The following is a 21,378-nucleotide window of genomic DNA, read 5'->3' as shown; positions in this document are numbered from 1 at the left end:
AAGATAAGCTTTAGATATCATAAATTCACTAAAACTTGATCTTTCAATATCAAAAACTCAAAGGAATTTGTTGGTGAAAAAAATTTTAGCGGTTGACATTGGAGAAAAGAGAATAGGATTATCTTACAATCGTGGGACAAGCTTTGCTTCTCCTCTGAAAGTGATTTCCAGTGAAAGCCTGAAAAAAAATGTCGTTCATATCATTGAAGTTGCCCAGCAAATTCAAGCCGAAGTCATTGTTTTGGGTTTGCCTTTGCGATTAAACAATTCGGCAAAAAGTGAAGCACAAAAAATAATGGCATTTCGTGAATTGTTAACCAAGGGTTTTCCTGGTGAAGTGGTGCTTTTTGACGAGAGGTTAACGACCAAAGAAGCAGAGAAAAGACTGTTGGAAGCTGATGTAAGCCGAAAAAAAAGAAAAATGGTTATCGATCAGTTAGCGGCAACTATAATTCTTCAAACCTATATTGATTCTACTCAAATATGAAAAAAAACCATATCGGATTGATAATTGTTAGTTATTTATTCTGTTTTATTCTCTATATATCATTCTATTATTCACCAGGGGTTGGTGATGATTCTCAAACCGTGGTTATTCAATCGGGAATGACCAACCAAGTGATCGCCCAAGATTTTAAGAAAAACGGTCTCATAATTTCTCCGACCCTTTTTTTGGCTTTTACATTTTTAAGCGATCAAAGTCAATTAATTGCCGGGAATTACCAGTTTCAATCGGGAGAAACCATTTCACAAATTGTAAATAGAATAGCCCAAGGTCGTTCCTATCGGGTTAAAGTAACCTTTCCTGAGGGTTCAACAGTTAAACAAATGGCTACATTGCTTGATCAAGCTGGAATTTGTCAACGGGAGGAATATTTAAACTTTACGCAGCAACCAGAAGTTTTTCATAAACCATGGTTATCTGAAGCCCAAAATTTAGAAGGATATTTATTCCCCGACACTTATTATTTATCGCCAGGTACTCATCCATTACAGGTTATTGAAATCCAATTAAATCGATTTGAAGAAATTTATCCTGGGAATCTTTTGGAGGAAAATTATACCGAGATGAATCAAAAAGTCATATTGGCTTCAATAGTTGAGAGAGAAGCGCAGGCAAAAAATGAAAAACCTATAGTCGCCTCGGTATTTTTAAATCGCTTGAAATCGAATATGAAATTAGAGTCGTGTGCAACAGTCATTTATGCTTGGAATCAGGAAAAAGGAGTGCAGCTCTCATCATTGAGCTTGGATGATTTAACCATACCATCTCCTTACAATACTTACCTTCATCAAGGACTTCCACCAACTCCGATATGCAATCCTGGTCTCGATTCTTTAGAAGCAGTGGTTGATACTCCCCAAACCGATTATTATTTTTTTGTACTGGGAGAAAACGGGACACACAATTTTTCCAAAACCTTTGACGAACATTTAAAAAATAAAAAGCAGAGCGCAATTCAATGAAACAATTTTTAAGGAAATTTTATCCATCACTTTACGTTGATGAAATATCTGAAATCCCTCTGGACTTGTTGAGGAAAAAGGGTATACAGGGTTTGATTATCGATCTCGATAATACCATTGCTCCCTGGGACCAACCGACCGTTACCCAATCGGCGGAAAAATGGTTAAAACAAGCTAAAAATGATGGGTTTAAAATATTTCTGGTATCCAACTCAACAACTTCAAGGGTCAATTACTTCATGGAATCCCTGGGAATACCCGGGATATCCATGGCTCAAAAGCCGCGACGTGGCTCATTTCGTAAAGCATTGGAGACAATGGATTTGAATTACAATCAGGTTACAGTGATTGGTGATCAAATATTTACCGATGTTTTAGGGGGAAATCGTTTAAATCTCCATACGATTTTAGTCAACCCCATCAATCGGAAAGAATTCTTTTTTACCCGTCTGGTTCGATTGGCGGAGAAATTTGTTATGAAAAGGTTCCTTCAATGGTTCAACAAAACCGAATAACTGCTGAAACCAAATTATTAGGGCTCATTGGACATCCTGTGAATCATTCCTTGTCACCAGTTTTTCAAAATGCAGCTCTTAACGCCTTAAAACTTGATTACGTTTATTTAGCTTTTGATATTTCAGCCGATAATCTAATAAATGCCGTTTGTACACTTCGAACCTGGCGATTGAAAGGAATAAATGTTACAGTTCCGCACAAAGAAAAAATTATTCAATGGCTGGATAGGTTGGATGATACTGCCTTGCTGTTGGGAGCAGTGAATGTTGTGGTTCTAAATGATGAAGAGTTGGTTGGTTATAATACCGATGGAATTGGTTTCGCCAAAGCCTTGGATTTTAATCAGGTTGACCTCAACGGTAAAAATATTGCTCTTTTGGGAGCTGGAGGAGCTGCTCGTGCTGTGTTATCGGTACTCATTGAAAGAGGAATTCATAAAGTTACGGTGTATAACCGTTCACTCGAGAGGTCTCTCCAATTTCAACAATGGGTAAAAAATTCATTCACAACGGAAGTAGAAATTGATAGCTGGGAGAGCTTTATAAATGGTCAATCTTCTTTTTTGAACCAGGTTGATGTTTTGATCAATGCCACTCGTTTGGGGCTGAACCGGGAATTTATAGAAGTCCCTTGGAACAATGTTGAAAACAGTGAATGGATAATTGATGTGGTTTATCATCGAGAAGAAACTCCTCTGGTAAGAGAAGCACGAAAAAAAGGAAAAAAAGCTTTTGATGGGAAGATAATGTTGCTTTATCAAGGAGCGGAGAGTTTTCGTTTGTTTACCGGCCACGAGGCTCCCATTGAAGTTATGGAAAGAGCTTTGAATGAGGCATTGAGGTAAGTATCTTGATGACTTTCTGTCTTTTTGGAGAGTTCGGTTTTTGACCGGATGATGTAACTATCTCATCCGGCTTCTCCATCATTCCGAGAAGCGTCTTGTGCGACGTGAGAATCTCATCGGTTAAAGCATTTGAAATGGAAATAACCTAAATAATGAAATCTTCACGGATTCTTATTCCGTATTCTCAGGGTGACAACTTTGAGGTATTCGTGGTAAATTATTATATTGCGGGTCGACTTTTATGCTGCATAGGATCATCCGATGATAATAATATTCTAGATTCGATATGCCATGGCATATCGATCCATTTATCGGATGCAATAAATTACACCACTACCTTTTTATATTTTTTGTAGAGGCTTGATTGGTCAAGTCTGCAGATGTTCAAATGAGGCTCTGAATCAGTGTTTTTTTACTAATTACTACTTATTTGTTTTTGATAAAGGTATTGTTAAGTAAAATAAGTTACCTTATTAGTAATAATGTGGGAGAAATGATTTATGGAAATGAGCACACTCAATTCAAAAAAGTTAGGCGAGATACTGGTTGCCAAGCGTTTTATTACCTTTGACCAGCTTATGAAAGCAATAGAAATTCAAAAAAAAACCGGAGAAAAGTTAGGAGAAATTCTACGAAGAGAAGGCTTTGTGAAGGAAAATGAACTATTTCAAGCCCTCGCAGAGCAGTTGGGTACTTTATATATTGACCACGATAATTATGTCGTTGATTCTAACGCAGTAACTCGTCTACCGGAAAAGTTTTGTCGACAAAACCATTGCGTGGTGGTGAATGAAGAAGCCAATTTTATAGTTTTGGCTATGGTGAATCCAGTGGATATTGTGACCATTGACCGAGCAAGAATGATGACCAAAAAAGATGTCCATCCAGCAATTGCTCCTCCCGACGTGATCGAGGGTATTATAAATACTTATTATGGTGGTGGTAGTTCGGTTAGCGAGATTCTCAAGGAAGCCGAAGAAGAAGAGGGCATGATCTACCTTGATGAAGCCGAGGAGTTAAGAATCGATCAACTCAAGGAGATGGGTGAAGAAGCTCCAATTATTCGGGTGGTAAATATGATAATTCTACAAGCCATTCGAGCGGGTGCTAGCGATATCCACATTGAGCCTCATGAAAACCGAGTGCGAATTCGATACCGAATTGATGGAATTCTTCAAGACTCAACCAGTACCTCCATAAAAATTCATCCTGCCTTAATATCCCGTATTAAGATTCTTTGCCGTATGAACATTGCCGAAAGACGTCTTCCCCAAGATGGACGATTTCAGGTTACAGTAGAAAATCGAACTATAGACTTTCGGGTTTCATCACTTCCGACTATTTTTGGGGAAAAGATCGTCATGCGTATTCTGGATAAATCAAGTTTACTTTTAAATCTCGAACGGCTGGGATTTGAGTCTGATGACTTGAAACGTTTTTATCGGATGATTGAAAGACCCTATGGAATGGTTCTTCTCACCGGACCCACTGGGAGCGGGAAGACCACCACTCTCTATTCTGCTCTCAATCACGTTAGCAGTCCGGATTTAAATATTATCACCATTGAAGATCCGGTTGAGTATATTTTGGAAAATATCAACCAGATCCAGGTTAAACCTAAAATTGACTTTACTTTTGCAAACTCACTCCGTGCTATTATGCGACAGGACCCGGATATTATCATGGTTGGTGAGATTCGAGACCGTGAAACCGCTGAAATTGCCATTCACGCCGCTCTCACCGGACATTTAGTTTTTTCTACCCTCCATACCAATACTGCACCTGGAGCGGTAACCCGTCTCCAAGAGATGGGCGTAGCTTCTTTTCTTATTTCTTCAGCTATCATTGGAGTAGTAGCCCAACGATTGGCGAGGAAGGTATGTGAATTTTGTAAATATCCGGTTGAATTAGAAGGGGATGCTGCACTCGATCTTACCGACGGTAAGAAAGATCATGTTGTGGTTTACCAAGGAAAAGGGTGTTCCCGTTGTACCTCGGGATACAAGGGAAGAGTAGCCATCCACAGTATTTTTAATTTGAGCGATCAACTCCGAGAAATGATCTTAAACCATGCTACCGAGAGGGAACTAACCGAAACAGCGCGCAAAGAAGGAATGAGAACGCTTCGTGAAAACGCTGCCATAAAAGTACTTACTGGTATTATTAGTCCGGAAGAAATGTATCGAGTTACCGCCAATATTTGATTTTCCTCAAGAAAAATCATCTTTTAAACTTTTTGTTTAAGCAGCCGATAATATATTTGTGCGATTAGGTCACTATTATTCCTTCTCCCTTGATGGGAGAAGATCAGGATGAGGGTGAAAGGTCAGAAAAAGACCTTGGTTAATTGCTCTGAATGAATTACTTATTAAAATTGTTCAGGTATTTTTAAGATAGATCCTCATGCCATATATCTGTATCAGATGAGGATGAAAATACTTACCCAGGAATCGTTTCCCCCTTTAGCAAAGGGGGTTAGTGGGATTTGAGTTTTTTCCTGCTCCGTCATTGCAAGGAGTTCAACCGTTTTATGGTTGAACGACGTGGCAATCTCATTTATTAGAATCAGTGAGTTGTGAGTCGAATAAAAGAAAAAGCAATTAATGATAAAAACGACAATATGGTGTTTCTTTTCCTAAAGACCTGAAGATCTCATCCTTAAAATAATTTTGAATTAAAAAAAGAAAAGGATGAGATCCTCACGCGGAAAAGCACCGCTCAGAATGTTCTGTGTTAATTGTCAAGTCAAAACTACTTCAAGATTACTTTTTAGTTTTAGGTAATGAGGATCATAAGGACAACCACTTTTTAATACTGCAAAGGCCTGTCTTAAGAGCTTATTGGCGACTGCTATGAGAGCGACTTTCTTCGGTTTTCCTTTCGCAAGGAGTCGCTGATAGAGTTCCCGACATTGAGCATTAGACCGTGAAGCCGAAAGAGCCGCAAGATAGAGAAGCCTACGGAGATAGCCGTTCCCCTTTTTACTCAGCCAGGCTTTGCCTTTGTCTTTTCCAGATTGAGAGATCTGGGGAGCAAGGCCTAAGAAACTGGCCACTTCTTTCCCTCGAGAGAAGCGATCCATCTTTTGGAGGAGTCCTAAAAGAGCAGTCGCCGAGCATTTCCCGATTCCTTTGATACTCAGGAGCAGTTGGTATTCTTTCGGAGCATACTGGGAAACCAGTCGTTTTGCTTCGGCTTCGAGGGTTTTGATCGCTTTTTCGATCTCTTCCAGCTGTTTTTGATAGATATCCCTCACCACTGGGTTGATCTCGTTATGGCAGGTGAATGCTTCTCGGTAATTCTTCAAGTTGGTTCTTTCTTTTTTGAGTTGGTCTAGACCTTTTAAGACTTGAGTTATTTCTTCAGCCATGCTCTCTTTGGGAGCAAAGAGAGTGACCTCCTGATAAAAACCAAATTGGGCAATCAACCGAGCATCTTTCCTATCAGTCTTGGCTCTTTTTAAGAGCATCTCGGCATATTTTTTGATGATGAAGGGATTGACGACGGCAACGGAGTAACCTTTCTTATAGAGGGTAGTGGCGAGTTTGAGATGATACGCTCCAGTTGCTTCCATGACAAAAAGAGTGTGAGAGGGATCACTTTTTGGGATGCTTTTCTGAACCTCTTTCAGGAACGACTTTTCTTGGTTGGGAAAGGAAAAATCAAAAAAAGTTGTTCCATCAAAGCGACTGGCTTGCACTGAGTCTTTCGCAATATCCATGCCCACTACTTGTTGGTACTTCATGTTTTTTATCTCCCTTTTCTTTTGGTTGGTATTTTGATCTATTCTTCCTTGGACTTTCATCGTTTTTTTATTCAGGCTTTAGTTGCCTCATGTTCTGTAAAGTCTTGGGGAAGAGAAGAAGGTGGTGGACAACATTCTGAACGGTTTTTTAACCAATGACGAAAATGTCCTTTTTCCACCTTCTTTTTTCTTTTATAAAACATTTTAGTAATTATTTGGTATTTTTGGTATAGGAATCAATATACGATGACGGATTATAAATGAACATTTCCTCTTTAATTTAGTTGCTCCTTCTCCCTTGATGGGAGAAGGTTGGGATGAGGGTGAAAACCAGTATGAAAACCAGATTTGGATTTTTGAAATAAAAGCTTGATAAACTATTTATGTTTCCCCCTCACCTTGATCCTCTCCCACCAGGGGAGAGGAAAAAAGAAGAAAAACGGTAGAAAATGAGGATGAGGGTGAAATTTTTTCAACTCTGTACTATGGTTGAAAATGGATTTTCAGGATAAACAAAAGAAAGGATCAAAATGGATTGGGATGTACTTGAGCTTCTTAAAAAAGTTGTAGATAGCAAAGGATCGGATTTACACATAACGGTTGGATTGCCACCAGTAATACGCATCGATGGAAAATTAACCAAAACCGACTTGCCGGTATTAAAACCAGAAGACACCGAACAGATCGCTCGATTTATTGCTGGAAAGAACGAACGCTGGGAGCATTTTCTTAAAAGTAATGAACTGGACCTTTCTATTAGCCTTCCTCAAACCGGTCGTTTTCGTGTCAATGTTTACCGACAGCGGGGATCTTTTGGTTTAGTGCTTCGGGCTTTGAGTTATGTCATTCCTTCCATGGAAGAACTTCATCTCCCTAAGGACACTCTGGTAAAATTAACAGCACTTCCTCGGGGTCTCATCTTGGTAACCGGACCAACCGGTAGTGGAAAATCAACTTCGTTAGCATCGATGATTGATTACATCAATAATACCAGAGCGTGTCATATTATAACCATTGAAGATCCAATTGAATATCTCCACAGCCATAAAAAAAGTATTATCAATCAAAGGGAGCTGGGTGCTGATACCCATTCCTTTGAAAATGCCTTAGTTCATGCTCTTCGTCAAGATCCTGACGTTATTTTGGTAGGCGAGATGAGAAACTTAGAAACTATTGCCATTGCCTTGACCGCTGCAGAAACCGGGCATTTAGTTTTCGCAACCCTCCATACCAATAATGCACCTTCGACTATTGATCGGATAGTCGATATCTTCCCTCCCCATCAGCAGCAGCAAGTTCGCATCCAGTTAGCCGGTGCCGTTCAAGGCGTTATCAGTCAGCAACTCTTAGCCCGTGCCAATGCCAAAGGGAGAGTACCGGCAATTGAAGTAATGCTGGCCAACAATGCTATTCGAAATTTGATACGAGAAGGGAAGAGTCATCAAATCTATACTGTAATGCAAACCTCTCTTTCAGAGGGAATGATCACTATGGATCGTTCGCTCTATGAGCTGTATCGGAAAGGTTTGGTGACTTGGGAAGATGCTTTTGACAATGCTATCGACCAGAAGGAATTTAAAGCCTGGAGGAATCGTACTTAATGTCTAATTATATTTATAAGGTACGGGATACCTTAGGAGCAACTCATCAAGGATCAATAGAAGCCAACAGCGAAAGAGATGCAGTCATAACTCTTCGTGATCGGGGCTATTTTATCACTTCTATTGCTGAAGAGAAACCAAAAGGCCTAAAAAAAGAGATCTCTCTTTTCTCTACCAGAGCCGGAGGGAAAACTGATCTTAAAGAGTTAGCTCTTTTTAGCCGTGGCATAGCTTCAATGATAGAAGCTGGAGTTCCTCTGATAGCGGCTTTAGAAAGTATGGGTCAGCAAGCCTCTAACAAGAGTTTTGCTTCGGTTATAAGGGATATAGCCGGCAAGATTGAGCGAGGCTATTCATTCTCTCAAGCAATCAGCGAATATCCCAAGGTTTTTAACCGAGTTTTTATTGGGATGGTCCAATCGGGAGAAGCTGGCGGGAACCTTGATTGGGCTTTAGGGCGTTTGGCGGAATATCTGGAATGGGAAAAAGACCTTCGAGACAAGGTACAGTCAGCAATGTATTACCCGATTATTTTAGTCGTAGCCATGATTGCTGCTTCTTTTTTTATGGTGTATTTTGTTTTTCCCCAATTTCTTCTTCTTTTTGAGAGTTTCAGCTTAGAGCTTCCAACCATTACTAAGGTCTTTTTAAATGTTATTAAATTTATGAATGCCAACTGGTATTTTGTATATGGGGGATTGGTAGGTGGATTTATTATTTTCTATATGTATGTCAATTCAGAGAAAGGAAAAAGGTGGTGGGACCAAAAAAAACACAATTTGCCGCTTTTTGGAGAACTGTTTAAAAAACTGGTCATCTCAAGATTCTGCTGGATTATGAATGGTCTGCTGCGCAGCGGAATGCCGATAGTCGAAGCCTTGGAAATCGTTTCCTCAGCGGTAGGTGATTATTTCGTTCGGGATATCCTCCTGGAGGTTGCGGAAAAAATTCGCAAGGGGAGAAATCTCTCTCAAAGCGTCAGGGATTATGAATTTTTTCCTCCGATTCTTAATCAAATGATCAATGTTGGAGAGGAATCAGGCAACTTAGAAATGACCCTGGGTAAATTATCCGAGCTCTATGATAAAGAAGTTAACGTTTTTGTTGGTCGGATTTCAACGGTCATTGAACCCGTCCTAACGGCAGTCATCGGTGTTGGATTATTAATCATGGCTTTAGCTTTCTTCCTTCCCATTTTTGAAATGGCATCTCAGGGAATGGGCGGAGGGTAAGATTTTTATAATTTAAAGTTAAAGTTTTCCATTATTTAACCGATATATATATTTAAATAGAATAACCGATATAAAGAAAGAAAATCGGAGGTGTAAGAGAATGTGGTCAATTATGAGAAGAAAACAAAATAAAAAGGGTGAAGAAGGTTTCACATTAATCGAACTGATCGTCGTCATCGCCATTTTAGGATTTCTATTAGCGATAGCCATTCCGAGGTATAATACTTCAAGAACAAGGGCTGCAGTCAACGCTTCAGCAGCGAATTTGAAAAACCTGGCAAACGCAGTCGAGCTTTATGCGACAGAAAATAATTTGTCTTCTTATCCATCTGGAAGTCTTGCTTCAATGGTGTCAGCCTATATGCCAAGTGGCGTACCTGGGTCCCCAGGTGGCGGATCATATACATACACCCAAACAGGTGGCGGGTCAGGTTATCAAATTACTGACTCTGCTGGTTATCCAGACATTGTTACTGCTGGTAATTTATATGTAACTGAAGGTGGAATATTACACGGAATGTAAAATATAGTTAAATAAATTATAAAGGGTTAAAAGGCTATGTTATTTATGAGACATAGCCTTTTAATATAGTATGATGTATTATACATTGCTTTTAGTTTTTCTTGGAATATTGATCGCAATCATTATTTATGATATTAAGTATTTACGCATTCCAAACAAGTTCGTATTTTTACTTTTTATTATTGGATCGACAAATCTTTTGTTTAATAATATAAATCTAATTCAATATTCTATAGGCTTATTGTTTGGTTTCGGTTTATTTTTCGTTCTTTACCTCATTTTCCCCAAAGGCATTGGTTTTGGTGATGTGAAATTGGCTGGTGCCATAGGGTTATTCCTCGGATTTAAGCTCACCATTTTAGCTATCCTGCTTTCTTTCTTCAGTGGAGCCATTGTCGGTCTTCTCCTAATTGCTCTGGGAAAAAAGACCATGAAAGATCCCATCCCTTTTGGACCATTCTTGGCTTTAGGAGCAATTGCCTCTTTATTTTTTGGTGAATATATTATTGACTGGTATATGGGATTATTTATATAATAAATATCAGGTTAATAAAAATATTCATAATTTAAAAGACATAAAATATAATGTTATTATTTGAACATTAATTGCATTTATGAAGAAAAAAAATAATCTCATAACTTTTAACTATCCAGGGTTTACTTTAATAGAGCTGATTGTCGTTCTTGCTTTGTTTTCTTTTTTATTTGCTTTTTCTTTTCCATCTCTGGCTCACTTAAGAAGTACCTTCGTTGGGAAAACTGTGGTACAAAAAATCTCCAGCCAAATACGCATTGCTAAAATTGAAGCTCTCAATAATGGCAAGACCACTAAAATTGTTTTTGATATTGCTCGAAATAAGTATATTTATACCGATAGCTCGGGAAAGTCAACTCACTCCCTTTTACCTGATGAAGTAATTCTTTACCGAACCAACTTTCCGCTCAATACCCTTCGTTTTTATTCAACCGGCACACCATCGTGCGGAGGAACGATCACCCTTCGTATCGCTAATCATTTGAAATATATCATTATTACACCAGTTACCGGGAGAGTGCGCATCGATGATAAACCGCCGTCCTAATGAAAGTGGTTTTTCTTATATTGGAGTAATTACTGCCATAACCCTTTTTTCACTTTTTTCTCTGGCTGCTTACCAGGGACTGCATATCGCTCATCGATTCCAAAGGAAAAGTTCACTTCTTCGATTAGCAATTGTAGAAGCGGTTAATTCTATAGAATCGCTGAAGATCAACCAGAATTATGCAGAAATGAATGGTTTTATATTACCGAAGGATAGCTTTGAAATAAATCACAAAATAAATGAGTTTGATGATGATTTATATCGAGTTTTGATCGAAGTGAGGGATTTTGAGCAGAATGCAATCTTTACCCTTGAAACTTTGGTTGAATGAGAAAGGATTTTCTCTGATTGAAATGCTCGTGGTATTTTGCTTATTTATGGTTTTCTTGGTTATTTCTTCGAGCCTGATAGCCAATTTGGGCCGCACTGTTGATGTTTATGCCGATATAATTGAGAAAAATGAAACTTTTTTATCTGCACTTGACCAATTAAAGACTTTTATCAAGACTGGTTATCCAATTGCTCTTCTTCAAAATGGTAACCGATTGCAGATCGCCATGGGCAAGAATCTTATTGAAATTTATCCTAAGGATTCGAATCTTTTGGTTAAACACTCGAATGCTGCAAATCCGATTTTAGATCACTGTTCCATAATAGGTCCTCTTTTTGAACTCGAAGTATTGGAAAATGGAAAAATCCGTGTCCAAGTCTCTCTGGATTTCTTATTTCAGGATAATTCAAGGGAACATCTTGACCTTCAGTGTTTATCATGGTGTGAAGTGGTGGATGAGGAGATCGAAGAATGAGAGGAGAGGGGAAAAATTAAAATACCAGATGATAGAAAAGGTCTAAAGGTGATAAAAGGGACAAAAAAAGATTTTAAAAAAAGATACCATAAATATTTTTTAAATATTGCCGATATATTAGGTGATCACAATGTTAATACCAGAAAAGAAAGAGGTTTTATTGAAATATACTCTTTGATTTTAATGAGTTTCTTTCTTTTGCTTTCGATGCAACTGTTTCAAGAAGTTCTTCTCCACGGGAAGATTTGCAGTGCTTATCAAAAAAGTATTCAAGAAGATTACCGGGTAGAAGGGGTCTTAATGGAAGCAAAAAAGTATCGAGAAAAAAAAGGAACAGTTGATCCTTCTGAAAGGATTACGTCAAGTTTTCAACCTAACTATAGCTATTATTTTGACGATGAAAAAATTTATATCGAAAAAGGATCATTAAATATTTTAATTGCAAACTATAAAGTCTATAATAGGAAGGTTTGCATTACAGGAGTAAGAAGTCAATCAAATCAAATTTATGTGAGGGAATAATGCTTGGAATTGATTTAGGTTCTTATGCATTGAAGTATTTTCAAACTAAGAAAAAAAGAGAAGGAGTATTCGAGACTATTCGGAGTGGCGAATTGGTTCTGCCGAATGATGTATTCTTCGAAGGCGAAATAAAAGGAAAAAATACTTTGGTTGAGAATATAAAAATATTTTGGGACAAAAATCGTCTTCCACACGACGGGGTAGTATCTTTTTACCACCCACGCATGGTGGTTCAAAATATATCTCTTCCTCAAATGTCAGATCAAGAATTAGAAAATGCTCTGAAATGGGAAGCCAGCTCGATTATGACCGGTGAAGAAAATATCCAGATCGGCTGGCAGATTATCGAGAAAAAGAATGACAAATTAGACCTATTATATACAGCTTCGCCGGCTATTATAGTCACTGAGTATCTGGATGTTTTTCGTAAAGCTGGAATTCGGATTGAAGCCATTGAACCTCAAATAATAAGCTTTTTAAAAGGGTTTTTAACTTTACGATCCGATTTAACCAAAGATGCATGGTTTATCCTGATTGATGTTGGTTTTAGTAAAAGTACTGTGGTTTTTTTTGAAAATGGGAAACTGGTTTATTCCCGTCATTTTGGCTGGGGAATACGTAGGATTTGGGATTATTTAAGGGATAAATTTAAGTTACTGCCAGCCGAGATCCAGGAAATCTTAAACCGGAGCACTCAGGATAACAATCTGCCTTATCAATTGGAAGAAGCTCTCAATGACACCTCTGACCCGCTCCTTTCCGAATTAAGGCGCTCTCTAACCTTCTTTCAGAGTGAGTACGGAAAAATAGTTTTGGATAATTGTTTCCTGGCTGGAGGAGGTTCTAATATTATTCCGTTAAAAACCATGTTGACGGTTAATTTGAACGTTACTTTTCAGGATATCAAGCCAATTGATACGGGTCATAAAAAAGTGGCTTCCAGTGGAATTTATCTTTCAGCTATGGGAGCTTCATTATGGAATTGAAATCTTCTTATCGGATAAAGATTAATCTTATTCCAAAAAAATATATCGTTAAAAAGACACCGAACTGGATAAGGATTTTGTTTTTTACCTTAACCTTGGGAATGACTCTCTATTTTCTTTATGCTTATACAATAAATGGGAATCGATTACAAATCTTGACTACTCAAATTGAATCGATGACTGCAGAAATAAACTATCTTAAAGAACAAGAAACCAGATTACAGGAAACCCAAAAACAGATTGATATTATTCAAAATAGGATCGACGTTGTCAGATCTTTAATTGGGAGCGAACCGGACTGGTTGAAGATAGTTAATTCTATTGGGAATAGTATGCCTGATGATGTTTTTCTAAATTCGGCCAATTTTACCGGAACTCAAATAACCTGCGCGGGAACTTCTCAAAGTATATTCAGTATTGCTCAATTTATTGAGAGTTTAAGTCGATATCAGGATTTATACCTAAATGCTGAATTTCAATCCCTTTCCTTGAAGGACAGTTTGTATGATTTCAATTTAATTTTGGAGCTGAAAAAACATGAATCTTGAAAAATACTGGCCGCTAATCTTTATTGCTTGGTGCGGGGTGATAATTTTATTTTTTTATTTGGTTATGACATCTCAATACCAATTTATCGATACTCTTGGTGACCAGAAAAGCACCCTTCAAAATCAAATAACCGTTTTACGAAAAAAAGTTAGCAACTTAGAACAATTACAATATCAATTAGAAAGCTTAAAATCGGCGGCTATCGTCCTTGAAGATCGACTGCCCGATGAAAAAGAGATACCAAATCTATTGATAACAGTTGAAGATGCAGCCTTTCTTTCCGAGGCCGAAATCCAGTCCTTAGTGCCTCAAACCTTAGTCTCTAATGATGGATATACCGAGGTTCCATTTAGTACAGCCTTAAAAAGCTCTTATTATAGCATTCTTTATTTTATGAACTATCTACGTCAATCTCCAAGGCTTATTCAAGTCAAAAACTTCGACTTTAAGAAGGATAAAGCCGAGGGAAATTTCTTAGTTCAAATGAACCTTTCCACCTACTTAGCTGCCAAAGAAGGAATGAACCAATGAAAACCATTGAAAAATATCTTCAGTATGGGTTTATAGCCATATTCGTTTTTTGTATGTATTTAGGTATGAATATCTACGATCGGACTTTTACACCTGGGACTGACATTCAACCAATTCCAGCCTTTATCCGACCCAAAGCTAATGGATTGCAGTATGAACCACCGAAAATTGATAATAATGAAATATTTTTGGTTACCTATAAAGATGAATCAATTTCAGGGATGAGAAACATCTTTCAACCTCGTTTTGTTTTAGCTGAAGCTCAGGGTGATATAGATGATTCAACCATTCCATTAGCCATGGGGGGCGGTGACGAGATAGTCGCAGTTCAAGAAAATAAAGCTCAAAACCCTCCAGCAAAAAATGTTGTTGCTGAAAAAAAAGAAGAGCCACTGCCTGATATAGCCATGAAAGGAGTTGTTCTTTCTGACAATAAACAGGCAATTATTCTTAATGTGGATGGAAAAATAGAAATTTTAACCTCCCAAAAACCCTTGCAATCCGGTATCGAATTGGTTAAAGTATCTAAAGAAGAAGCCGTATTGGCCTATAAAGGGAGGGAAATCGTATTAAAATTTTAAAATTTTCCCATTACTTGATTGGCATCCTTCTATTTATATTATTCTTCTTTTCCTGTTCGCACGCCCTTGAGTTGAAGGATTTTTTCTATCGGGTTGATAATCTTGAAATCAAATTAACTTTTAAATTTGATAACCAGGTCTCCTGGGAAGAAGTGTCACCTGATCCTTATCGTATCGGTTTGGATATTGAAGGAGCAGCCAGTTCTTTATCCTTTTCCGAACGACTAATGAACATGGGTCCATTACGAAATATCATTATTCGAAGTTCTGAATCGGGTATTCGAATTTGGTGTGAACTATCCCAAACAGTTCAGTACGAAGTTCTTGACGAGTCAAATGGGAGGCTGCTGACCATCCTTTTAAAGGGACCTTTTTCTACTTCCCAGCCACAAGAGAATTTGTTTTCTTTTGATTTCCGTGATACCGATGTTCGAGATGTTTTAATGGCTTTGGCAAAATCAGCCGGAGTCAACATGGTTGTGGACGATACGGTTGAAGGAAAAATATCGTTGGCATTTGAAGGACTTTCTTTTGACCAGGCTTTAGGATATATCCTGAAAATGAGAGGTTTGGAACAAGTAAAATTAGGAAATAATATTATAATTGGCAAGAAAGAGACCCTTGAGGAAAATTTTGATTTATTAACGTCACGAAGATTTACCTTAAAATATACTGATCCCAATGCTGCTGCTTCGGTTCTATCAATGTATATTCCCGAACCGAACCGAATTTCAATAGACCCGACTACCCGCAGTCTTTTAATAAGGGGGAGAGAAGATGAACTTGCTAAGGCTGAAGAAGTACTAAAGACTATAGATGTGGCTCTGGAAACGAAGATATTTCCACTCAATAACAATTTATATGATGGGGGAGATCAGCTGGGTCGGATCGTCGAGCTGGTTAAAATTATCATTCCTGACGAGAACAGAATCAGTTTAAATTATACTTTAAATGAAAATATTGCTATGAGTGAAGAAAAGATTAAGGTGCCGATCGGGAACCCTTATATCGTTGTGAAAGGAACCCAAGAGGAATTGGAAGCAGTTAGTGAACTCATCTCTAATATCGACCGTAAGCTTCCTCAGATTATGATAGAAGCCAAGATTGTCGAAATCAATCGAAACAAAACCAAGGACTTGGGAGTCAGTTGGTTTGTCGGTGATCAGGAAGGGCAGATCTCTTTTGGCGAGATGTCGTTGGGCGGAACTATGGAGCGGCAGGATTTGGTAACAATACGGATCCAAGCTTTGGAAAAAAAGAATTTAGGTCGCTTAGTTGGGAGCCCTCGTATTTTGACTCTGAGTGGAAAAACTGCAGTTATCAACGTTGGCGAAAAAGTCCCCTATCGAGATGTGGTAATGGATTCCGAAGGAAATAAATCTTTTCCAATAAAATGGCTGGATGTGGGAGTTAAAATGGGTGTAACTCCCGAAGTTACACAGGATGGATATATTATTTTGCATGTATTTCCCAAAGTAAGTACTTTTATAGAACGAGAATATGTTTTGGAAGGACTTACCTTTAAGGATCCACAGCCCAGTGAAAAATCTGCCGATACCACAGCCCGATTGCGAGCTGGGGAAACTCTGGTGATCGGGGGGTTGATCAAGAGCAGCGACATCGAGAGAATAACTAAAATACCTCTTCTGAGTGAAATTCCTATCATTGGGGAGCTTTTTACTTTACGAAGTAAAACCCATGAAGAAACCGAATTGATTATTTTTTTAACTCCAAGTTTAGTGGCTTATTGAGGAGGAGGAGGAGTTATGAAAAAATTCTTTATATATATTTTATTCTTTTTATTGATTGGATTATTTTTGTTGACCGGTTGTCGCTGGTTTGCCGGTAACCCTATGTTTCCCACTGGAAAGTTTGAAGTGAGCTATAAGGTGTTAAAAGAAGATGGCGAGGAAGCGACCAACGGTATTTTAGGAGTAGTTTCGGTAACTGATATAACTAGTGATTCTACTGTATTGAATGTAGCATCTGCTAGTACTGCAAATATTAATACTTCAACTAATGAGGTCGGAATCGATGGAGCAAATCCTAATTGGTATGCAGTATCCATCGGTGAAGATGGATCTGTTGGAGTAGAATCTACTGGTTCTCTAACTGGTGGTTATGGTTCAATATCAAGCACTGCAAGCACTACAGGCTCTCAAGAATCTTATGTAACAACAATAGCAGTTGATTTTGCTCGGGTTGTTGAATTTACCTTTGCTCCAATTAACAATGTAGGAGCGGAAATTCAAGATTGTGAAGTTGTTTATACCGATAACAAAGGAATACCAATCGATAGCTTGCGAAAAAACTTGTCAGTTTTTCTTTATCTTCCACCCTTTGGCAAGGCTGAGGAAGATAATGAAGAAACAACCAATAATTTCAGTAGAATCCTGAATCTTGAAATCTTTGACCAATCGACTCAAGACTATTATATAAATCATGATATTCCCTTTGGCCAGGCAATCATTACCTTCAATGGGATAGATGGGGCTGGCCATCCTATCACTATAAAAAAAGCCGTTTCAATCAATGCCGACATGATAGATGACAGCCTACAAAGCGAAATAGATCAAATCATTCAAAATCAAGGACAAAACCCGGGCTCATCCTGTTCCTCATGTTCTCTTAAATGAACATTGCACTTATTGGTTTTATGGGATCAGGGAAGACAACCATTGGTAAAAGACTGGCTTGCCAATTCGGATGGACATTCCTGGATAGTGATGTGCTAATCCAAGAAAAGGAGCACTGTACGATAGCTGAGATTTTTGCAAAAAATAGTGAAGGGTATTTTCGGAAATGCGAAAAGTCAGTTTTAGCCGAGATAGCTGAGTTAGAGAGAGTTGTATTGGCAACCGGTGGCGGGCTCCCGGTAGGTGAAGAAAATTGGGAGATCCTTCACCAGCGTTTTTTTACTGTTTACTTAAAGGCCGATTTCGATGAACTTTTTTTGAGAATAACTGGAGACCCAACCCGCCCCTTATTACAAAAATACCCTACCAGAAAACATCTCAAAGAACTGTATTTAAGCCGCTTAGGTTGGTATGAAAGAGCTCATGCTATAATTGATACGACTCAAAAAAAGCTGGAAAGAATACTTGGAGAAATTATTGAACATGCGTACCCTTTCTATACAAACCAAAACTAAGCGTTACCCGGTTATCCTCCTTCCATCGCTTTTTACTTCTCCTGATTGGTTCGATCAAATCCAATTTCCATCCCGAAAGCTGACCATAGTAACCAATTCCATTGTGGGATCACTCTATCTCCAAAAAATTAAAAACATTTTTAAAGAAAAGAATTTTATTGTTTCATCAGTGACCATTCCGGATGGTGAAGAGTATAAACAGCTGAATACTGTTGAGAAGATCTACCACGAATTATTACGTCAGGGATTAGATAGAAAGAGTTTTTTAATTGCTTTGGGTGGAGGAGTGATTACCGATATCACCGGTTTTGTTGCCTCAACCTATCTGCGTGGAATTCCCTATTTTCAAATTCCCACCAGTCTTTTAGCCCAGGTTGATAGTTCGGTTGGTGGAAAAACCGGAGTAAACCTTGAAGAGGGAAAAAATTTAATCGGTACCTTTTATCAACCTGAAGGGGTTATAGTTGGACTTGATTTTTTACAATCTTTACCCGACCGCGAATTCCGAGAAGGCTTGAGCGAAGTGATTAAAGCATCTTTGCTTAAGGGTGGAGAATTTTTTGAATTTTTTCGAAAGAACATTTCGATGATTCTTGGACAAGATCAAAAAACTCTTGAAGAGGTTATTTATCAGTCGATTCAATTCAAGGGAGAAATCGTTCAAGAGGACGAAAAAGAAAGTGGAATAAGGAGCATCTTAAATTACGGCCATACTTTAGGGCATGCTTTTGAAAAAACTTTAGGGTATGGAGCCCTTCGTCATGGTGAAGCTGTTGCAGTTGGGATGATAGGAGCGGCTAAGATCGCTGAGGAAATGGGCATGATGTCTGCTGATTTGGTAAATATTCATCAAAAGTTGCTGGTGAGATGTGGGTTGCCCACATCATTACCTTATTCAGTCAACGCTAATATCTTCATTCAATCCTTGTTAAAAGATAAAAAAAATGTGAGTGGAAGCTTGAGGATGGTTCTATTAGAAGCTATCGGTAAACCAGTGTCCTCGATTCCGGTGGAAATGGGACTGGTCCTTGATGTCTTGCCACAGTTAGTTGAGGTGGAACCATGAATCATAAATTGCTCTATATTTTTGGCCCCAATCTCAATCTTTTAGGTGAGCGAGAAACCAGCCTATACGGTTCAATGAGTTACGATGCTTTAATCAAGAAAATTGCCGAAGAATCCAAAAAAAGAGGGGTACAAACAGAATTTTTTCAGTCCAACCACGAAGGTGAGATCGTTGATAAAATACAACAGAAAAGAAAAGAAATTGATGGTATAATTATCAATCCGGGAGCGTTGACTCATTATAGCATAGCACTTCGAGATGCTCTTAGCGCCGTAAAAATTCGATCAATTGAAGTACACATGTCTAACATCTATGCCAGAGAGGAATTTCGACACCATTCAGTAACCGCACCGGTTTGTTGGGGTCAGATTAGTGGTTTAGGTTGGATTGGTTATATTTTGGCCATGGATGCTTTAATTTTGAAAGGAATAGAAGAACCTATACGTCTTGCTTAACGAAAGGGACTATTAAACATGGAAACCAATCGAATAAAAAAACTCCAAGAAAATTTACAAAATGATCGTGGTATTCCTTTTTTGCTGACCGATCTTTCCAATATCTTTTATCTGACCGGTTTTACCGGATCGAGTGGATTTTTAATTCTATTTCCCGACCAGGATCCGGTGTTTCTCTGTGATGGTCGCTATACTACGCAGGCCAAGAAGGAGCTAAAAATTGCGACTGATATCATTGAGTTTAATACCGATGTCTATAAAAAAATTGCCGATACCTGCGTATCAAATGGTTTTCAAACGGTTTATTTTGAGACCAATCTCACTTATCAAAGCTATCTCAGCTTAAAAGAGAAAAATCTCGAGTTGATTCCGGTTACCAACTGGTTAGAAGAAATGCGGATGATTAAAGCGCCGGGCGAGCTGGAATTACTAACAAAGGCGCTGCACCTTTCTGAAAAAGCCTGGGAAGCAGTGAGCCCAATGGTTCGCCCCGGAATCAAAGAGAAAGATTTTGCTCTGGAATTGGATTATCAAATGATCAAAATGGGCGGAGATTCAATTGCTTTTCCAACTATAGTAGCGAGCGGAGAAAGGTCAGCTCTTCCCCATGCTCAACCAACCGACGAGAAATTGGAAGCGGGAAGCTGGTTGGTGGTAGATTGGGGAGTTCGTTATAAAAAGTATTGTGGTGACATTACCCGCACGGTTCCCATCGGTCGGGTTGAGGATCAATGGTTTAAAAAAGCCATCCAAATAGTTCAGGAAGCTCAACAATTAGCCCAGAACTTTATTTGTGATGGAGTAAAAGCTGCTGATGTTGAACGGGCGGTTCGGGATTTTTTCCAACAACATAAAATTGAACAATATTTTACTCACAGTTTGGGTCATGGGGTAGGAATTCTTGTTCATGAATCACCCCGACTAAGTATTACCAGTGAAGTTATTCTTCGGGAAAACATGGTCGTAACGGTGGAACCAGGAGTTTATATCCCTGGGAAAGGTGGGATACGGCTGGAAAATATTGTTGTGGTTGAAAAAGAATCCTGTCGAGTTTTAAATAGGCTTCCAGTAATTTTGTAAAGATAAAGCAAAGGAATGAACGAAAAAGACAATTTAAGTCATTTTTTTTCCGATTCATGGGAGGTTTTATAGTGGCCGATATTATATCCAATACTGATCTTCGAGTGGGGACTTGTATCGATGTTGATGGTACATTATATATTGTTACCGCTTTTCAACCGGCTAAATTTGGAAAATGGAGTTGGGTGACTAAAACCAAACTTCGAGATATAAACAGCGGTTTTATCGTCGAGAAAGTTTTTAAACCGGGAGACAAAATCGTTAGAGCCATTCTTGAAGGAAGACAAGCACAGTATATGTATAAAGATGATGGGGGTTTCCATTTTCTCGATCAAGAAACCTACGAAGATGTTCTACTACCAAATGATTTGCTTGGTGAAGCCAGTGATTTTCTGGTAGAAAATATGATGGTTGAAATACTGATGTATGGAGATAAGCATGTAAGTGTAAATCTTCCCTCCTATGTTGAATTAAAGGTGGTTGATGCTCCTCCAGGAATCAAAGGCGATACAGCCTCGGGTGGTTCAAAACCAGCAACCCTTGAAACAGGGATTGTTGTTCAAGTTCCTTTATTTGTGAATATTGGTGAGGTTATCAGGGTAGATACTCGTACTCGGGAATACTTAGAGAGAGCTTAGGAG

25 protein-coding genes are annotated in these 21,378 nt (G+C 38.5%); 24 read left to right on the top strand and 1 reads right to left on the bottom strand.

Features of this window, described 5'->3' with window-relative positions:
• Nucleotides 1–73 precede the first annotated feature (73 nt).
• The 5 genes from ruvX (at nucleotide 74) to RT761_RS12810 (ending at nucleotide 5,031) form a co-directional block, all read left to right on the top strand.
• Nucleotides 74–487 (top strand): Holliday junction resolvase RuvX, encoded by a 414-nt coding sequence (gene ruvX, locus RT761_RS12830; protein WP_218111818.1) that lies wholly within the window; start codon nucleotides 74–76, stop codon nucleotides 485–487.
• Nucleotides 484–1,467 carry an endolytic transglycosylase MltG gene (gene mltG / locus RT761_RS12825; RefSeq protein ID WP_218111817.1) on the top strand — a complete coding sequence of 328 codons (984 nt, stop codon included), beginning with the start codon at nucleotides 484–486 and terminating at the stop codon, nucleotides 1,465–1,467. Before ruvX ends, mltG begins: the two co-directional genes overlap by 4 nt.
• Nucleotides 1,464–1,982 carry a YqeG family HAD IIIA-type phosphatase gene (locus RT761_RS12820; RefSeq protein ID WP_218111816.1) on the top strand — a complete coding sequence of 173 codons (519 nt, stop codon included), beginning with the start codon at nucleotides 1,464–1,466 and terminating at the stop codon, nucleotides 1,980–1,982. The genes mltG and RT761_RS12820 overlap by 4 nt, the downstream gene beginning before the upstream one ends.
• Entirely contained in the window at nucleotides 1,961–2,827 is an 867-nt protein-coding gene (locus RT761_RS12815) for a shikimate dehydrogenase (protein ID WP_218111815.1), read from the top strand. Before RT761_RS12820 ends, RT761_RS12815 begins: the two co-directional genes overlap by 22 nt.
• A gap of 500 nt (nucleotides 2,828–3,327) precedes the next feature.
• Complete coding sequence (locus RT761_RS12810) at nucleotides 3,328–5,031, top strand: GspE/PulE family protein (protein WP_218111814.1); 1,704 nt, start codon at nucleotides 3,328–3,330, stop codon at nucleotides 5,029–5,031.
• 536 nt (nucleotides 5,032–5,567) lie between these two features.
• On the opposite strand, the gene RT761_RS12805 is transcribed toward RT761_RS12810, so the two are convergent.
• Complete coding sequence (locus RT761_RS12805; RefSeq protein WP_218110940.1) at nucleotides 5,568–6,572, bottom strand: IS110 family RNA-guided transposase; 1,005 nt, start codon at nucleotides 6,570–6,572, stop codon at nucleotides 5,568–5,570.
• Between the two features lie 530 nt (nucleotides 6,573–7,102).
• Here RT761_RS12805 and RT761_RS12800 point away from each other — a divergent pair.
• The 19 genes from RT761_RS12800 to efp all read left to right on the top strand — a co-directional run bounded on the left by RT761_RS12800 (nucleotide 7,103) and on the right by efp (nucleotide 21,375).
• Nucleotides 7,103–8,173 (top strand): type IV pilus twitching motility protein PilT, encoded by a 1,071-nt coding sequence (locus tag RT761_RS12800; RefSeq protein WP_218111813.1) that lies wholly within the window; start codon nucleotides 7,103–7,105, stop codon nucleotides 8,171–8,173.
• Entirely contained in the window at nucleotides 8,173–9,405 is a 1,233-nt protein-coding gene (locus tag RT761_RS12795; RefSeq protein WP_218111812.1) for a type II secretion system F family protein, read from the top strand. Before RT761_RS12800 ends, RT761_RS12795 begins: the two co-directional genes overlap by 1 nt.
• A 100-nt stretch (nucleotides 9,406–9,505) precedes the next feature.
• On the top strand, nucleotides 9,506–9,928 hold the full coding sequence (locus tag RT761_RS12790; RefSeq protein ID WP_218111811.1) for a type IV pilin protein: 423 nt from the start codon (nucleotides 9,506–9,508) through the stop codon (nucleotides 9,926–9,928).
• Between the two features lie 85 nt (nucleotides 9,929–10,013).
• The gene (locus RT761_RS12785; RefSeq protein ID WP_218111810.1) at nucleotides 10,014–10,463 is read left to right on the top strand and encodes a prepilin peptidase; all 450 of its coding nucleotides are present in this window, start codon (nucleotides 10,014–10,016) and stop codon (nucleotides 10,461–10,463) included.
• 79 nt (nucleotides 10,464–10,542) lie between these two features.
• Nucleotides 10,543–11,010 (top strand): GspH/FimT family pseudopilin, encoded by a 468-nt coding sequence (locus tag RT761_RS12780; protein WP_218111809.1) that lies wholly within the window; start codon nucleotides 10,543–10,545, stop codon nucleotides 11,008–11,010.
• Complete coding sequence (locus RT761_RS12775; protein ID WP_218111808.1) at nucleotides 10,991–11,341, top strand: PulJ/GspJ family protein; 351 nt, start codon at nucleotides 10,991–10,993, stop codon at nucleotides 11,339–11,341. The genes RT761_RS12780 and RT761_RS12775 overlap by 20 nt, the downstream gene beginning before the upstream one ends.
• On the top strand, nucleotides 11,307–11,816 hold the full coding sequence (locus RT761_RS12770) for a PulJ/GspJ family protein (protein WP_218111807.1): 510 nt from the start codon (nucleotides 11,307–11,309) through the stop codon (nucleotides 11,814–11,816). Before RT761_RS12775 ends, RT761_RS12770 begins: the two co-directional genes overlap by 35 nt.
• Nucleotides 11,817–11,864: 48 nt before the next feature.
• Complete coding sequence (locus tag RT761_RS12765) at nucleotides 11,865–12,338, top strand: hypothetical protein (RefSeq protein WP_218111806.1); 474 nt, start codon at nucleotides 11,865–11,867, stop codon at nucleotides 12,336–12,338.
• Nucleotides 12,338–13,324: a pilus assembly protein PilM gene (gene pilM, locus RT761_RS12760; RefSeq protein WP_218111805.1), complete on the top strand. Its 987-nt coding sequence runs from the start codon at nucleotides 12,338–12,340 to the stop codon at nucleotides 13,322–13,324. The genes RT761_RS12765 and pilM overlap by 1 nt, the downstream gene beginning before the upstream one ends.
• Nucleotides 13,315–13,872 carry a PilN domain-containing protein gene (locus tag RT761_RS12755; protein ID WP_218111804.1) on the top strand — a complete coding sequence of 186 codons (558 nt, stop codon included), beginning with the start codon at nucleotides 13,315–13,317 and terminating at the stop codon, nucleotides 13,870–13,872. The genes pilM and RT761_RS12755 overlap by 10 nt, the downstream gene beginning before the upstream one ends.
• Nucleotides 13,862–14,404, top strand: coding sequence for a type IV pilus inner membrane component PilO (locus RT761_RS12750; RefSeq protein ID WP_218111803.1), 543 nt, complete (start codon nucleotides 13,862–13,864; stop codon nucleotides 14,402–14,404). Before RT761_RS12755 ends, RT761_RS12750 begins: the two co-directional genes overlap by 11 nt.
• Complete coding sequence (locus tag RT761_RS12745; RefSeq protein WP_218111802.1) at nucleotides 14,401–14,985, top strand: hypothetical protein; 585 nt, start codon at nucleotides 14,401–14,403, stop codon at nucleotides 14,983–14,985. The genes RT761_RS12750 and RT761_RS12745 overlap by 4 nt, the downstream gene beginning before the upstream one ends.
• Nucleotides 14,986–15,056: 71 nt before the next feature.
• Nucleotides 15,057–16,736, top strand: a complete 1,680-nt coding sequence (locus RT761_RS12740) for a secretin N-terminal domain-containing protein (protein ID WP_218111801.1) — start codon at nucleotides 15,057–15,059, stop codon at nucleotides 16,734–16,736.
• 15 nt (nucleotides 16,737–16,751) lie between these two features.
• Complete coding sequence (locus tag RT761_RS12735) at nucleotides 16,752–17,621, top strand: hypothetical protein (protein ID WP_218111800.1); 870 nt, start codon at nucleotides 16,752–16,754, stop codon at nucleotides 17,619–17,621.
• Nucleotides 17,618–18,136, top strand: a complete 519-nt coding sequence (locus tag RT761_RS12730) for a shikimate kinase (protein WP_218111799.1) — start codon at nucleotides 17,618–17,620, stop codon at nucleotides 18,134–18,136. The genes RT761_RS12735 and RT761_RS12730 overlap by 4 nt, the downstream gene beginning before the upstream one ends.
• Complete coding sequence (gene aroB / locus RT761_RS12725) at nucleotides 18,105–19,202, top strand: 3-dehydroquinate synthase (RefSeq protein ID WP_246465372.1); 1,098 nt, start codon at nucleotides 18,105–18,107, stop codon at nucleotides 19,200–19,202. Before RT761_RS12730 ends, aroB begins: the two co-directional genes overlap by 32 nt.
• Nucleotides 19,199–19,657 carry a type II 3-dehydroquinate dehydratase gene (gene aroQ / locus RT761_RS12720; protein ID WP_218111797.1) on the top strand — a complete coding sequence of 153 codons (459 nt, stop codon included), beginning with the start codon at nucleotides 19,199–19,201 and terminating at the stop codon, nucleotides 19,655–19,657. Before aroB ends, aroQ begins: the two co-directional genes overlap by 4 nt.
• An 18-nt stretch (nucleotides 19,658–19,675) precedes the next feature.
• Nucleotides 19,676–20,737 (top strand): M24 family metallopeptidase, encoded by a 1,062-nt coding sequence (locus RT761_RS12715; RefSeq protein ID WP_218111796.1) that lies wholly within the window; start codon nucleotides 19,676–19,678, stop codon nucleotides 20,735–20,737.
• A 71-nt stretch (nucleotides 20,738–20,808) separates the two neighbouring features.
• Nucleotides 20,809–21,375, top strand: a complete 567-nt coding sequence (efp, locus tag RT761_RS12710) for an elongation factor P (protein ID WP_218111795.1) — start codon at nucleotides 20,809–20,811, stop codon at nucleotides 21,373–21,375.
• Nucleotides 21,376–21,378 lie beyond the last annotated feature (3 nt).

Source organism: Atribacter laminatus (genome assembly GCF_015775515.1).
Classification (GTDB): domain Bacteria; phylum Atribacterota; class Atribacteria; order Atribacterales; family Atribacteraceae; genus Atribacter; species Atribacter laminatus.
This window is presented reverse-complemented; position numbering and strand designations above follow the sequence as displayed.

Excerpts from the sequence above, each read along its gene's own strand:
- mltG (WP_218111817.1), top strand. The coding sequence starts at position 484 with ATGAAAAAAAACCATATCGGATTGATAATTGTTAGTTATTTATTCTGT.
- RT761_RS12820 (WP_218111816.1), top strand. The coding sequence starts at position 1,464 with ATGAAACAATTTTTAAGGAAATTTTATCCATCACTTTACGTTGATGAA.
- RT761_RS12815 (WP_218111815.1), top strand. The coding sequence starts at position 1,961 with ATGGTTCAACAAAACCGAATAACTGCTGAAACCAAATTATTAGGGCTC.
- RT761_RS12810 (WP_218111814.1), top strand. The coding sequence starts at position 3,328 with ATGGAAATGAGCACACTCAATTCAAAAAAGTTAGGCGAGATACTGGTT.
- RT761_RS12805 (WP_218110940.1), bottom strand. The coding sequence starts at position 6,572 with ATGAAGTACCAACAAGTAGTGGGCATGGATATTGCGAAAGACTCAGTG.
- RT761_RS12800 (WP_218111813.1), top strand. The coding sequence starts at position 7,103 with ATGGATTGGGATGTACTTGAGCTTCTTAAAAAAGTTGTAGATAGCAAA.
- RT761_RS12795 (WP_218111812.1), top strand. The coding sequence starts at position 8,173 with ATGTCTAATTATATTTATAAGGTACGGGATACCTTAGGAGCAACTCAT.
- RT761_RS12790 (WP_218111811.1), top strand. The coding sequence starts at position 9,506 with ATGTGGTCAATTATGAGAAGAAAACAAAATAAAAAGGGTGAAGAAGGT.
- RT761_RS12780 (WP_218111809.1), top strand. The coding sequence starts at position 10,543 with ATGAAGAAAAAAAATAATCTCATAACTTTTAACTATCCAGGGTTTACT.
- RT761_RS12775 (WP_218111808.1), top strand. The coding sequence starts at position 10,991 with ATGATAAACCGCCGTCCTAATGAAAGTGGTTTTTCTTATATTGGAGTA.
- RT761_RS12770 (WP_218111807.1), top strand. The coding sequence starts at position 11,307 with ATGCAATCTTTACCCTTGAAACTTTGGTTGAATGAGAAAGGATTTTCT.
- pilM (WP_218111805.1), top strand. The coding sequence starts at position 12,338 with ATGCTTGGAATTGATTTAGGTTCTTATGCATTGAAGTATTTTCAAACT.
- RT761_RS12755 (WP_218111804.1), top strand. The coding sequence starts at position 13,315 with ATGGAATTGAAATCTTCTTATCGGATAAAGATTAATCTTATTCCAAAA.
- RT761_RS12750 (WP_218111803.1), top strand. The coding sequence starts at position 13,862 with ATGAATCTTGAAAAATACTGGCCGCTAATCTTTATTGCTTGGTGCGGG.
- RT761_RS12745 (WP_218111802.1), top strand. The coding sequence starts at position 14,401 with ATGAAAACCATTGAAAAATATCTTCAGTATGGGTTTATAGCCATATTC.
- RT761_RS12735 (WP_218111800.1), top strand. The coding sequence starts at position 16,752 with ATGAAAAAATTCTTTATATATATTTTATTCTTTTTATTGATTGGATTA.
- RT761_RS12730 (WP_218111799.1), top strand. The coding sequence starts at position 17,618 with ATGAACATTGCACTTATTGGTTTTATGGGATCAGGGAAGACAACCATT.
- aroB (WP_246465372.1), top strand. The coding sequence starts at position 18,105 with ATGCGTACCCTTTCTATACAAACCAAAACTAAGCGTTACCCGGTTATC.
- aroQ (WP_218111797.1), top strand. The coding sequence starts at position 19,199 with ATGAATCATAAATTGCTCTATATTTTTGGCCCCAATCTCAATCTTTTA.
- RT761_RS12715 (WP_218111796.1), top strand. The coding sequence starts at position 19,676 with ATGGAAACCAATCGAATAAAAAAACTCCAAGAAAATTTACAAAATGAT.